The sequence below is a fragment of the Ottowia pentelensis genome, from assembly GCF_964341695.1.
Genome location: NZ_OZ224513.1, coordinates 2,696,755 through 2,709,595, shown reverse-complemented (window position 1 = coordinate 2,709,595; position 12,841 = coordinate 2,696,755). Strand labels below are relative to the sequence as shown.

The window sequence follows — 12,841 nt, the reverse complement described above, 5'->3', positions numbered from 1 at the left end:
CGCGGAGGGTGGTCCAATGAGCGCGCCGGGCCGCCCCAAGCGCGAATCCCGCAGCGCATGGCGCGGAGGGTGATTCAATGAGCGCGCCGCAGTTCATCCACTCGCGCGACAACGCCCAGGTCAAGGACTTGCGGCGGCTGGCGCAGGACAGCGGCGCCTACCGCAAGCAGGGCCGCATCTGGGTCGAGGGCGACCACCTGTGCCGCGCCGCGCTGGCGCGCGGCCTGAAGCCGGCGCTGGCGGTGTTTTCGGAGTCATTCTGGCCTGTGGCGCCCGTCGAATATGCGCAGGCAGCTAGCAAAATAATAGTGGTTGGCGATGCGTTGATGCACCACATCGGCGGCCTGCCGTCGCCCGCACCGCTGGCCTTCGTGCTCGACTGGCCGGCCGCGCCCGCGCTGGTGGCCGATGCGCCCACGGTCGTGCTCGACCGCGTGCAGGACGCCGGCAACGTGGGCTCCATCCTGCGCAGCGCGGCGGCCTTCGGCTTCACGCAGATCGCGGCCATTGCCGGCACGGCGCTGCTGGGTTCGCCCAAGGTGCTGCGTGCCGGCATGGGCGCGCACTTCGGCCTGCGCCTGGTCGAGGGGCTGGCGGCCGATGAGCTGGCCGCGCTGCGGGTGCCGCTGCTGGTCACCAGTTCGCACCAGGGCCAGTGGCTGCACCAGGCGAGCCTGCCCTGGCCCTGCGCCTGGGTGCTGGGGCACGAGGGGCAGGGCGTGGATGCGGCGCTGGCCGCGCGCGCCGCGCTGGCGCTGCGCATCGCCCAGCCGGGCGGCGAGGAGTCGCTCAACGTGGCGGCGGCCGCGGCCATCTGCCTGCACGCCAGCGCGCTCGCCGCGGCGGCGCCGGCGCAGGCCTGAGCGGGCGGGCCGTCGGGCGTCGGCTACAATCAAGAGCTTTTCGCAACAGCGTCGCCCGACCGCGTCAAAAGCACCTCCAGCAGTGCCTTCAGCCGTCGCCCGCGCGACGCGCCCCGCACCGGCACGGGCGACCGTCACCATACGGAGAACCCCAGTGCTTTCTTCCCTGCAGGGGAAATTCCCACCCGCCATCCTGGCCCTCGCCGACGGCAGCATCTTCATCGGCGAGGCCATCGGCGCCACCGGCAGCACGGTGGGCGAGGTGGTGTTCAACACCTCGATGACGGGCTATCAGGAAATCCTGACCGACCCCAGCTACTGCCAGCAGCTCGTCACGCTGACCTATCCCCACATCGGCAACACCGGCGCCAACCCCGAGGACGTCGAGTCGGCCAAGGTGCAGGCCGCCGGTCTGATCGTGCGCGACCTGCCGCTGCTGCACAGCAACTTTCGCGCCACGCAAAGCCTGTCCGTCTACCTGCGCGCCGAGGGCGCGGTGGCCATTGCCGGCATCGACACGCGCCAGCTCACGCGCCTGCTGCGCGACAAGGGGGCGCAAAACGGCTGCATCCTGGCGCTGGCCGCCGGCGAGACGGCCACGCCCGCGCGCACCCGGCAGGCCTTGGCCGCCGCGCGCTCCGTGCCGCCCATGAACGGGCTGGACCTGGCCAAGGTGGTGAGCACCGCCGCGCCCTACGAGTGGAACGAGACGGTCTGGAGCCTGGGCAGCGGCTATGGCACGCAGGCCGCGCCGCGCTTCAAGGTCGTGGCCTACGACTACGGCGTCAAGTTCAACATCCTGCGCATGCTGGCCGCGCGCGGCTGCCAGATCACGGTGGTGCCGGCGCAAACGCCGGCCGCCGAGGTGCTGGCGCTGCGCCCCGACGGCGTGTTCCTGTCCAACGGCCCGGGCGACCCCGAGCCCTGCGACTACGCCATCGCCGCCACGCGCACCATCGTGGCCAGCGGCATGCCCACCTTCGGCATCTGCCTGGGCCACCAGATCATGGCGCTGGCGGTGGGCGCCAAGACCTTCAAGATGGCCAACAGCCACCACGGCGCCAACCACCCGGTGCGCGAGCTGGCCAGCGGCCGCGTCAGCATCACCAGCCAGAACCACGGCTTCGCGGTCGATCCCAAGACCTTGCCGGGCAACGTGCGCACCACGCACATCAGCCTGTTCGACGGCACGCTGCAGGGCTTCGAGTTCAAGGACCAGCCGGCGTTCTGCTTCCAGGGCCACCCCGAGGCCTCGGGCGGCCCGCAGGACATCGCCTACCTGTTCGACCGCTTCATCACCCTGATGGAGCAGGCCCGCCAACCCGCCTGATCGCCGCGCCATGAAGCTCTATTCCTTTCCCCAGGCCAGCCTCGAAAAGGCCATCGCCAAGCGCATGCTGGGCCTGGCGGCGCCCGAGCGCGCGTGGTTTGCCGAGCGCTGGAGCCAGAAGCCCTACAAGAAGTCCTTCATCGAGCTGAAGGCCATGCCGCTGGTGACTTTCCTGGCCAAGGGCAAGAGCTGGAGCGACGAGGAGTTCGCCGCCGAGCTGGCCGGCTGGGACGTGAAGTTCTACGCCGCCGAGGCCGCCGTGCTGCGCCCGCTGATCGAGGGCGACGGCCTGATTCAACTGATGCAAAAAAACATGCCTGCCGAGCGCGCCCAGGCGCTGCTCGACAAGCTGGACAACGACCGCCATGCCTAAACGCAACGACCTGAAAACCATCCTCATCATCGGCGCCGGCCCCATCGTCATCGGCCAGGCCTGCGAATTCGACTACTCCGGCGTGCAGGCCTGCAAGGCGCTGCGCGAGGAGGGCTACCGCGTGGTGCTGATCAACAGCAACCCCGCCACCATCATGACCGACCCGGCCACGGCCGACGTCACTTACATCGAGCCCATCACCTGGCAGACGGTCGAAAAAATCATCGCCAAGGAGCGCCAGCACAGCAGCGAGGGCTTCGCCATCCTGCCCACCATGGGCGGGCAGACGGCGCTGAACTGCGCGCTCGACCTGTGGCGCAACGGCGTGCTGGCCAAGTACAACGTCGAGCTGATCGGCGCCAAGCCCGAGGCCATCGACAAGGCCGAGGACCGCCTGAAGTTCAAGGAGGCGATGACGCGCATCGGCCTCGAATCGGCGCGCTCGGGCATCGCGCACAGCATGGACGAGGCCTGGGCGGTGCAGCGGCACGTGGGCTTTCCCACCGTGATCCGCCCCAGCTTCACCCTGGGCGGCACGGGCGGCGGCATTGCCTACAACCCCGAGGAATTCGAGACCATCTGCAAGCGCGGCCTGGAGGCCTCGCCGACCAAGGAGCTGCTGATCGAGGAGTCGCTGCTGGGCTGGAAGGAGTACGAGATGGAGGTGGTACGCGACCCGGCGGACAACTGCATCATCGTCTGCTCGATCGAGAACCTCGACCCCATGGGCGTGCACACCGGCGACTCGATCACCGTGGCGCCGGCGCAGACGCTGACCGACAAGGAATACCAGCTGATGCGCAACGCCAGCATCGCCATCCTGCGCGAGATCGGCGTCGACACCGGCGGCTCCAACGTGCAGTTCTCGGTCAACCCGTCCAACGGCCGCATGATCGTGATCGAGATGAACCCGCGCGTCAGCCGCTCGTCGGCGCTGGCCTCCAAGGCCACGGGTTTCCCGATCGCCAAGGTGGCCGCCAAGCTGGCCGTCGGCTACACGCTGGACGAGCTGAAGAACGAGGTCACGGGCGGCGCCACGCCGGCCAGCTTCGAGCCGACCATCGACTATGTGGTCACCAAGATCCCGCGCTTCGCGTTCGAGAAGTTTCCCGCCGCAGACAACCGCCTGACCACGCAGATGAAGAGCGTGGGCGAGGTGATGGCCATTGGGCGCACTTTTCAGGAATCGTTCCAGAAGGCGCTGCGCGGCCTGGAGGTCGGCGTCGACGGCATGAACGAGAAGACCCAGGACCGCGAACTGCTTGAAAAGGAGCTGGGCGAGCCCGGCCCCGAGCGCATCTGGTACGTGGGCGACGCCTTTGCCGCCGGCTGGTCGCTCGATGAGGTGCATCAGCTGACCAAGATCGACCCCTGGTTCCTGGTGCAGATCGAGGAGATCGTCAAGATCGAGCTGGAGCTGGACGCGCACACCGCGCGGCACGGCGACAAGGCCTTGGCGACGCTATCGAAAGAAGAGCTGCTGACGCTCAAGCGCAAGGGCTTTTCCGACCGCCGGCTGGCCAAGCTGCTGAAGACGACGGATCAGGCGGTGCGCGAGGCGCGCCGCGCCCAGGGCGTGCGCCCGGTCTACAAGCGGGTGGACACCTGCGCGGCCGAGTTTCCGACCAACACCGCCTACATGTACTCGACCTACGAGAGCGAGTGCGAGGCCGCGCCCAGCGGCAAGAAGAAGATCATGGTGCTGGGCGGTGGCCCCAACCGCATCGGCCAGGGCATCGAGTTCGACTACTGCTGCGTGCACGCGGCGCTGGCGATGCGCGAGGACGGCTACGAGACCATCATGGTCAACTGCAACCCCGAGACCGTCTCGACCGACTACGACACCAGCGACCGCCTGTACTTCGAGCCGCTGACGCTGGAAGACGTGCTGGAGATCGTCGACACCGAAAAGCCCGCGGGCGTGATCGTGCAGTACGGCGGCCAGACGCCGCTCAAGCTGGCGCTCGACCTGGAGGCCGCGGGCGTGCCCATCATCGGCACCAGCCCCGACATGATCGATGCCGCCGAAGACCGCGAGCGCTTTCAGCACCTGCTGCAGCAGCTGGGCCTGCGCCAGCCGCCCAACGCCACCGCGCGCACCGAGGGCGAGGCGATCGACAAGGCCGCCACGCTGGGCTATCCGCTGGTGGTACGGCCATCGTACGTGCTGGGCGGGCGCGCGATGGAGATCGTGCACGAGCAGCAGGGCCTGGAGCGCTACATGCGCGAGGCGGTCAAGGTCAGCAACGACTCGCCCGTGCTGCTGGACCGCTTTTTGTCCGACGCCATCGAGTGCGACGTCGACGCCGTGCGCGACAGCGCCGGGCGCGTGTTCATCGGCGGCGTGATGGAGCACATCGAGCAGGCCGGCGTGCACTCGGGCGACTCGGGCTGCTCGCTGCCGCCGTACTACCTCAAGGCCGCGACGGTGGCCGAGCTCAAGCGCCAGACGGCGGCCATGGCCCAGGGCCTGAACGTGGTCGGCCTGATGAACGTGCAGTTCGCCATTCAGGAGAAGCCGCTGGACGGCGGTGGCACCGAGGACGTGATCTTCGTGCTGGAGGTGAACCCGCGCGCCAGCCGCACCGTGCCTTTCGTCAGCAAGGCCACCGGCGTGCAGCTGGCCAAGGTGGCCGCGCGCTGCATGGTGGGCCAGACGCTGGACGCGCAGGGCATCGGCGCCGAAGTGACGCCGCCGTACTTCAGCGTGAAAGAAGCGGTGTTCCCCTTCGTCAAGTTCCCCGGCGTGGACACCATCCTGGGCCCCGAGATGAAGTCCACCGGCGAGGTGATGGGCGTGGGCCAGAGCTTCGGCGAGGCCTACATCAAGGCCGAAATCGGCGCCGGCGAGCGCCTGCCGCGCCCGCTCAAGGCCGACGGCACGCCGGCCGGCAAGGTGTTTCTGACGGTCAAGAACCACGACAAGCCGCAGGCGGTGCAGATCGCGCGCGAGCTGGTGGCCATGGGCTTCGCACTGGTGGCCACGCGCGGCACGGCCGCCGCCATCCAGGCCGCCGGCATCGCCTGCGAGACCGTCAACAAGGTCACCGAAGGGCGCCCGCACGTGGTCGACCTGATCAAGAACGGCGGCATCTCGCTGGTCATCAACACCGTCGAGGAGCGGCGCAACGCCATTGCCGACAGCCGCGCCATCCGCACCAGCGCGCTGCAGGCGCGCGTGCCCACCATCACCACCATCTTCGGCGCCGAGGCTGCGGTGGTGGGCATGAAGAGCATGGACCAGCTGGGCGTGATCTCGGTGCAGGAGATGCACGCGCAACTGGCCTGAGGATCGGGTGCAACAGAAAGCCGCCTGCGGGCGGTTTTTTTTGTTGGTTCAGGTCGTCCAAGTGAGCCGCCCGGTGCCCAGGTCGTGCATGGCGCCGACGATCTTCAGGCGCTCGGCCTGCACCAGCTTGGCCAGCACCGGGGCGCGCGCCAGGCGGGCCACGCCGTCCTGCACGTTGCGCTCGGCCACGCGCTGCACCAGCTCGGCGTTCTTGGAGCTGGCGACGCCCTGGTACTTGAGCGCGCCCAGCGCGGGGCGAATCTTGGCCAGCAGCCCGGTCAGGTGCCCCAGCTTGACGCCGTCGATGGCGCCCTTGATGGCCCCGCACTCGGAGTGGCCCAGCACCACGATCAGCTTGGCTCCGGCCACGTGGGTGGCGAACTCCAGGCTGCCCAGCATGTCGTCGTCGACGAAGTTGCCCGCGATGCGGGCGGCAAAGATGTCGCCGATGCGCTGGTCGAACAGCAGCTCGGGCGGCACCCGGCTGTCGATGCAGCCCAGCACGGCCGCGAACGGCGCCTGTCCGCCGGCGGTCTGCCGGACCTGTTCGAGCAGGTCGCAGTGCTCGGGCTGGCCAGCCACGAAGCGGGCGTTGCCGTCCTGCAGGCGCTGCAGCGCCGCCGCGGGCGTCATGGCGGCCTGGCTTGCGGCGGTTTGCACCGCGCAGGTGGCGGCGGCCACGCCGGCGGTGGAGGCGGTCGCGGCCAGGGCGGCGGCGGCCTTGAGGGCGAAGCGGCGGTCGAGGGGCGGCATGGGCGGGCTCCTGCAGGGGTTCAACGGGCCGAGAAAGGATGGCCTGGCGCGCGCCACCCGCTAAAATGCAACGAAACACATGAAGCCATCGGGTTCTGCCCGGATGGCTTCTTATTTTTCAAATTGTTGCATGAGTGTGCATGTCATGGCTACCCTTCCCATCACCAAGCGCGGCGCTGAATTGCTCAAGGCTGAGCTGCAGCGCCTGAAGACGCAAGACCGCCCGGCCGTGATTGCCGCGATCGCCGAGGCGCGCTCGCACGGCGATTTGAGCGAGAACGCCGAGTACGACGCCGCCAAGGACCGCCAGGGCTTCATCGAAGGCCGCATCAAGGAGGTCGAGGGCAAGCTGGCGGCGGCGCAGATCATCGATCCGGCGACGCTCAAGGCCGGCGGGCGCGTGGTGTTCGGCGCCACCGTCGAGCTGGAAGAGGAGAGCAGCGGCGAGCAGGTCACCTACCAGATCGTGGGCGAGGACGAGGCCGACCTGAAGCAGGGCCTGATCAACGTCGGCAGCCCGATCGGCCGCGCGCTGATCGGCAAGGAAGAGGGCGACACCGCCGAGGTGCAGGCGCCCGGCGGCGCGCGGCATTACGAGATCATCGCCGTCAAATACGTTTGAGCGCGCCTGCCATGAGCGAACGCCTGCCCGTCTACGCCGCCGCCCTGTGGTGGGGCAGCCTGTCGGTGATCGGCTTCATGGCGGTGCCGCTGCTGTTTGCCAACCTGCCCAGCAAGGCGCTGGCCGGCCACGCGGCGGCGCATTTGTTTGCCGCGCAGACCTGGGTGTCGCTGGCCTGCGGCGTGGTGCTGTTGCTGGTTTACAAGCAAAACAGGGCTCTGGCGCCCGCCAATCAAGCGCGAATAGCTATTACATTTCTAGTATTCGGCATGTTGCTGGCGTTGCTGCTGGAGTACGCCGTGGCGCCGCGCATCGTGGCGCGGCAGAACCTGCGGCTGTGGCACAGCCTGGGTGCGGCGCTGTATGTCGTGCAGTGGCTCAGCGCCGCCCTGGTGCTGTGGCCGCTGGCCGGCCGCCGAGGAGGTGCACCCGCATGAATACGCCCATCGTCGAGATCGACACCGCCGACTGGCAGCTGGCCGGCCGCCCCGAATGGACGGCCGCCGTCGAGGACGGCCGGGTGCTGTACTTTCCGCGCCTGGCCTTCGAAGTGCTGCCGGCCGAGCGCGCGCTGCTGCGCGAAGGCATGCTCTCGCCCAAGGCGCGCAACGTCAGCCTGGGGGCCGACGGCGTGCTCAAGGGCGCCGGCGGCAGCGCCGCCGAGCAGGCCCAGCTGGCGGCCATGGTCGGGCGCTTTCGCCAGCAGGCGCTGCAGCTCATCGACGGCCTGCTGCCCGAATACCGGGGCCTGCTGCGCGCCGCGCCCACCAGCTTTCGCCCGCGCCAGGTCGAGACGCGCAAGCAGTCGGTGCGCGCCGACGACCAGCGCCTGCACGTGGACGCCTTCCCCACCCGGCCCAACTACGGCGAGCGCATCCTGCGCGTGTTCGCCAACGTCAACCCCGACGGCGTGCCGCGCGTGTGGCGCGTGGGCGATTCCTTCGAGGCGGTGGCGCGCCAGTTTCTGCCGCGCGCCAAGCCCTATCGACGCTGGCAGGCCCGGGCGCTGAACGCCCTGCACGTCACCAAGTCGCTGCGCAGCGAGTACGACCACCTGATGCTGCAACTGCACGACGGCATGAAGTTCGACGAGCAGTACCAGAAGAGCGGCGCCCAAGTCACCGTGCCCTTTGCCGCCGGCAGCGTGTGGGTGTGCTATTCGGACCAGGCCACGCACGCGGTGATGAGCGGCCAGTTCATGATGGAGCAGACGCTGTATCTGCCGCCCGGGCACGAGGCCGACCCGCAGGCCAGCCCGCTGGCCATCCTGACCCGACTGGTCGGGCGCCCGCTGGTGGGCGTGGGCGCCGGCGTGGCGCGCTGACGGGCTTCCCGTGCCCCGCTGCGCCAAGTGGCGCCCAGACCCCGTGAAACCGAAAGAGCCGAATGGCCGCGGAGCAGGCCAGGTCAGCGATCGCCGTGACCGGGGTTTCCCCGGTCACTGGCGATGCCCCTCGGGGGGAGGCGCAACATCGCGCAGCGAGTGAAGCAACGGGGGGTCATTCGTTCCAGGCCTGGGCCACCCACAGTGCCGGCTGAATGTGGCGCCAGCGCCGGTTGCGCCGGCCGGCCAGCGCGTCGTGCGGGTTGACCTCGCCGTGAAAGATGACGATGCGCGCATCGGCGGGCGGCAGCGGCTCGCGCCAGTAGTTGCTGGGCCAGGGCGGGATGCAGTGGTACTTGAAGCTGGGGCACCAGCCGGCGGGCCAGTAGCCCAGCCTGCCCTGGCGGTGCAGGAAGTGCGAGAGGAATTCCTGCTCGTTGCGGTATTGCTTCTGCACCTCGTCCATGTGGCCGCGAAAATGCGCCAGCACGTCGGCGTGGGCGCCCAGCTCGAAGCGGTACACCGACGAGTTGCCGACGATGCGCTTGCCGAAGCGCCAGAAGCGCGGGTACTCGTGGATGATGAGGAACTCGCCCGGCTGGGTGAAGAAATCGTCCAGCGGGCCGACGATGACCACGTCCAGGTCAACGAACAGCGCCGTGCCTTTCAGGCCGTGCAGGTCGGCCTCGAAGGTGGTCAGCTTCTTCCAGGCGCCGTCGCGCTGGCCGGGCTTGAGCTGCAGCTTGAGCGGCGGAATCGGCAGGCACTGCACCTCGGGTCGCACGCCGGTGCCATCGTCGGTCAGGCAGACGAAGCGGAAGTCGCCCTGCAGGTGACTGCGCACCATGCCGTACAGGCGGTTGACGTACTCGGGGCCGTACTTGGTACCCCATTTCATGCACAAAATATGCCTTTGGCCCTTGTCGGTCATGCGCGAGAAGCTATAAAAATTGTAGTTTTCGGGGCGTCAATCGTGCCGCGCCTTCTTGATCGACTTCTGCTTGACTGGCGCCTTCTTCAGCTTGCCGCCCGGCGTCAGGCGCTGGTTGCCGAGCACGCGCACCACCCGCACCTCGGGCCGCTGGCCGCCGCGCTTGCTGTACTTGAGCACCTTCACGTCCTTGGGGCCGGCGCGCCGTTCTTCGTCGGCGGCGTGCTCCTTGACGGGCTTGGGCCGCCACAGCACCAGCAGCTTGCCGATGTGCTGCACGGGCGCGGCGTCCAGCTCGTCGGCCAGTTGCTGGAACATCGCCTCGCGCGCGGCGCGGTCGTCGCCGTGCACGCGAATCTTGATCAGGCCGTGCGCTTTGAGCGCCAAATCGGCCTCCTTGCGCACGGCGGGCGTCAGGCCGCCCTCGCCGATCATCACGACGGGGTCGAGGTGGTGCGCCTCGGCGCGGTGCGCCTTGCGCTCGGCGGGCGTGAGTTGGATGTGGGGCATGCCCGTATTATCCGGCCGCATGAAGCTGCGAACCAAAAGCAAGAAGGTCAACAAGGCCTGGCTGGTCGACCACATCAACGACCCCTACGTCAAGCTGGCGCAAAAGGACGGCTACCGGGCGCGCGCGGCCTACAAGCTGCAGGAGATCGACGAGACCCTGGGCCTGATCCGCCCCGGCCAGTGCGTGGTGGACCTCGGCAGCACGCCCGGCGCCTGGAGCCAGTACCTGCGCCGGCGCCTGTCGCCGCAGGGCGCGGCGGTGGGCGAGCTGGACGGCACCATCGTGGCACTCGACATCCTGCCCATGGAGCCGATCGAGGGCGTGCAGTTCGTGCAGGGCGACTTTCGCGAGGACGAGGTGCTGGCGCGCCTGCACGCCGCGCTGGGCGGGCGGCCGGTGGACGTGGTGGTGTCGGACATGGCGCCCAACCTGTCGGGCGTCGAATCGGTCGACGCGGCGCGCATCAGCCACCTGGTGGAACTGGCGGTGGACTTTGCGGCGCAGCACCTGCGGCCGGAGGGCGCGCTGGTGGTCAAACTGTTTCACGGCAGCGGCTACAGCCAGCTCGTCAAGCTGTTCAAGCAGCGTTTTCGCGTCGCCAAGCCGATCAAGCCCAAGGCCTCGCGCGCGCGCTCGGCGGAAACCTTCCTGGTGGGCATCGGTCTGAAGTAGTCCGCCGCCTGGCGCGCCGGGCCGAAGGCGGGCCGCAACGGCCGCTTTCGTTACAGGGTCGGGGGCCTGGGCGCTGGGGGTTTTGGCTTGAAACGCCTAAAATCACCCCTATCTGCACCCTTCACGGGGCTATTTCACACTGGAGCACAAGGCTTTGAATAATCAATGGTTTTCCAAGATCGCCGTGTGGATGGTGATCGCCATGGTGCTGTTCACGGTGTTCAAGCAGTTCGATGGCGGCCGCATGGCCACGGCCAATCACGTGGCCTATTCGGACTTTCTGGCCGACGTGCGGGGTGACCGCGTCAAGAGCGCCACCATCCAGGAAGGCCCCAACGGCGCCGACATCGTCGCCATCCTCAACGACGACCGTCGCGTGCGCACCCAGGCCACCTACCTGGACCGCGGGCTGGTGGGCGACCTGATCAACCACAACGTCAAGTTCGACGTCAAGCCGCGCGAGGAAGGCTCGCTGCTCATGACCCTGCTGGTCAGCTGGGGCCCCATGCTGCTCTTGATCGGCGTGTGGGTGTACTTCATGCGCCAGATGCAGGGCGGCGGCAAGGGCGGCGCCTTCAGCTTCGGCAAGTCCAAGGCGCGCATGCTGGACGAAAACAACAACACCGTCACCTTTGCCGACGTGGCCGGCTGCGACGAGGCCAAGGAAGAAGTGAAGGAAGTCGTCGACTTCTTGAAGGACCCGCAGAAATTCCAGAAGCTGGGCGGGCGCATTCCGCGCGGCCTGCTGCTGGTGGGGCCGCCCGGCACCGGCAAGACGCTGCTGGCCAAGTCCATCGCGGGCGAGGCCAAGGTGCCGTTCTTCAGCATCAGCGGCTCCGACTTCGTCGAGATGTTCGTCGGCGTGGGCGCGGCGCGCGTGCGCGACATGTTCGAGAACGCCAAGAAAAATGCGCCCTGCATCATCTTCGTCGACGAGATCGACGCCGTGGGCCGCCAGCGTGGCGCCGGCCTGGGCGGCGGCAACGACGAGCGCGAGCAGACCCTGAACCAGATGCTGGTCGAGATGGACGGCTTCGAGACCAACCTGGGCGTGATCGTGGTGGCCGCTACCAACCGCCCCGACATCCTGGACTCGGCTCTGCTGCGCCCGGGCCGCTTCGACCGCCAGGTCTACGTCACGCTGCCCGACATTCGCGGGCGCGAGCAGATCCTGAACGTGCACATGCGCAAGATCCCGATCGGGCAGGACGTCAACCCCAGCATCATCGCCCGCGGCACGCCCGGCATGAGCGGGGCCGACCTGGCCAACCTGTGCAACGAGGCCGCGCTGATGGCCGCGCGCCGCAACGCGCGCGTGGTCGAGATGCAGGACTTCGAGAAGGCCAAGGACAAGATCTTCATGGGCCCCGAGCGCAAGAGCATGGTCATGCCCGAGGAAGAGCGCCGCAACACCGCCTATCACGAGAGCGGTCACGCGCTGATCGGCAAGCTGCTGCCCAAGTGCGACCCGGTCTACAAGGTCACCATCATCCCGCGCGGGCGCGCGCTGGGCGTGACCATGAGCCTGCCCGAGACCGACCGCTACGGCTACGACAAGGAGTACATGCTCAACCAGATCAGCATGCTGTTTGGTGGCCGCATCGCCGAGGAGGTGTTCATGGGTCACATGACCACCGGCGCCTCCAACGACTTCGAGCGCGCCACCAACCTGGCGCGCGACATGGTCATGAAGTACGGCATGAGCGAGGCCTTGGGCCCCATGGTCTACGCCGAGAACGAGGGCGAGGTGTTCCTGGGCCGCAGCGTCACCAAGACCACCAACATCTCCGAAGAGACCATGCAGAAGGTCGACAAGGAGGTGCGCCGCATCATCGACGAGCAGTACGCCCTGGCGCGCCGCCTGATCGAGGACAACCAGGACAAGATGCACGCCATGGCCAAGGCCCTGCTGGACTGGGAAACCATCGACGGCGAGCAGATCGACGACATCATGGCCGGCCGCGACCCGCGTCCGCCCAAGGACTTCACGCCGCGCACCCCGCCCACCGGCGGCCCCAGCGGCGGCAGCCCGGCCGAGGCCAAGCCCACCGAGCCGGCGCCCACGGCGGCCTGAGCGAAATCCCCAAACAGCCGAACGCAGAGGACGCCAAGGTCTCGCAGAGGGCGCAGAAGATTCCGAGAGTGGTTTCTTTTGCGTCCTCTGCGCCGTTTT

The 12,841-nt window shown here is 68.3% G+C and carries 12 protein-coding genes; 9 read left to right on the top strand and 3 right to left on the bottom strand.

Features of this window, described 5'->3' with window-relative positions; all coding sequences use genetic code 11:
• The first annotated feature begins 77 nt into the window (after positions 1 to 77).
• From ACWHMB_RS13090 to carB, 4 genes are all read left to right on the top strand, one after another.
• The gene (locus ACWHMB_RS13090; RefSeq protein WP_377478797.1) at positions 78 to 863 is read left to right on the top strand and encodes a TrmH family RNA methyltransferase; all 786 of its coding nucleotides are present in this window, start codon (positions 78 to 80) and stop codon (positions 861 to 863) included.
• A 154-nt stretch (positions 864 to 1,017) separates the two neighbouring features.
• Positions 1,018 to 2,193, top strand: a complete 1,176-nt coding sequence (gene carA, locus ACWHMB_RS13085; RefSeq protein ID WP_377478795.1) for a glutamine-hydrolyzing carbamoyl-phosphate synthase small subunit — start codon at positions 1,018 to 1,020, stop codon at positions 2,191 to 2,193.
• A 10-nt stretch (positions 2,194 to 2,203) separates the two neighbouring features.
• Positions 2,204 to 2,566 carry a hypothetical protein gene (locus ACWHMB_RS13080; protein WP_377478793.1) on the top strand — a complete coding sequence of 121 codons (363 nt, stop codon included), beginning with the start codon at positions 2,204 to 2,206 and terminating at the stop codon, positions 2,564 to 2,566.
• Positions 2,559 to 5,855: a carbamoyl-phosphate synthase large subunit gene (gene carB / locus ACWHMB_RS13075; protein ID WP_377478791.1), complete on the top strand. Its 3,297-nt coding sequence runs from the start codon at positions 2,559 to 2,561 to the stop codon at positions 5,853 to 5,855. Before ACWHMB_RS13080 ends, carB begins: the two co-directional genes overlap by 8 nt.
• A gap of 48 nt (positions 5,856 to 5,903) precedes the next feature.
• On the opposite strand, the gene ACWHMB_RS13070 is transcribed toward carB, so the two are convergent.
• A complete protein-coding gene (locus ACWHMB_RS13070; protein WP_377478789.1) occupies positions 5,904 to 6,608 on the bottom strand; it encodes a carbonic anhydrase family protein in 705 nt (234 codons plus the stop codon).
• Between the two features lie 145 nt (positions 6,609 to 6,753).
• Between ACWHMB_RS13070 and greA the strand changes: the two genes are divergently transcribed.
• The 3 genes from greA to ACWHMB_RS13055 are packed head-to-tail and all read left to right on the top strand — an operon-like array spanning position 6,754 to position 8,554.
• A complete protein-coding gene (greA, locus tag ACWHMB_RS13065) occupies positions 6,754 to 7,230 on the top strand; it encodes a transcription elongation factor GreA (protein ID WP_293225053.1) in 477 nt (158 codons plus the stop codon).
• A gap of 11 nt (positions 7,231 to 7,241) precedes the next feature.
• Positions 7,242 to 7,667, top strand: coding sequence for a DUF4149 domain-containing protein (locus tag ACWHMB_RS13060; protein ID WP_377478787.1), 426 nt, complete (start codon positions 7,242 to 7,244; stop codon positions 7,665 to 7,667).
• The gene (locus tag ACWHMB_RS13055; RefSeq protein WP_377478785.1) at positions 7,664 to 8,554 is read left to right on the top strand and encodes a Kdo hydroxylase family protein; all 891 of its coding nucleotides are present in this window, start codon (positions 7,664 to 7,666) and stop codon (positions 8,552 to 8,554) included. Before ACWHMB_RS13060 ends, ACWHMB_RS13055 begins: the two co-directional genes overlap by 4 nt.
• Before the next feature lie 175 nt (positions 8,555 to 8,729).
• Here ACWHMB_RS13055 and ACWHMB_RS13050 read toward each other — a convergent pair whose 3' ends face one another.
• On the bottom strand, positions 8,730 to 9,452 hold the full coding sequence (locus ACWHMB_RS13050) for a glycosyltransferase (protein ID WP_377478783.1): 723 nt from the start codon (positions 9,450 to 9,452) through the stop codon (positions 8,730 to 8,732).
• Positions 9,453 to 9,521: 69 nt separating this feature from the next.
• On the bottom strand, positions 9,522 to 9,995 hold the full coding sequence (locus ACWHMB_RS13045) for a YhbY family RNA-binding protein (RefSeq protein WP_377478781.1): 474 nt from the start codon (positions 9,993 to 9,995) through the stop codon (positions 9,522 to 9,524).
• Between the two features lie 19 nt (positions 9,996 to 10,014).
• Between ACWHMB_RS13045 and ACWHMB_RS13040 the strand changes: the two genes are divergently transcribed.
• Both ACWHMB_RS13040 and ftsH read left to right on the top strand, forming a co-directional pair.
• On the top strand, positions 10,015 to 10,668 hold the full coding sequence (locus ACWHMB_RS13040) for an RlmE family RNA methyltransferase (RefSeq protein WP_377478779.1): 654 nt from the start codon (positions 10,015 to 10,017) through the stop codon (positions 10,666 to 10,668).
• Positions 10,669 to 10,822: 154 nt separating this feature from the next.
• Positions 10,823 to 12,742, top strand: coding sequence for an ATP-dependent zinc metalloprotease FtsH (ftsH, locus tag ACWHMB_RS13035; RefSeq protein ID WP_377478777.1), 1,920 nt, complete (start codon positions 10,823 to 10,825; stop codon positions 12,740 to 12,742).
• Positions 12,743 to 12,841 lie beyond the last annotated feature (99 nt).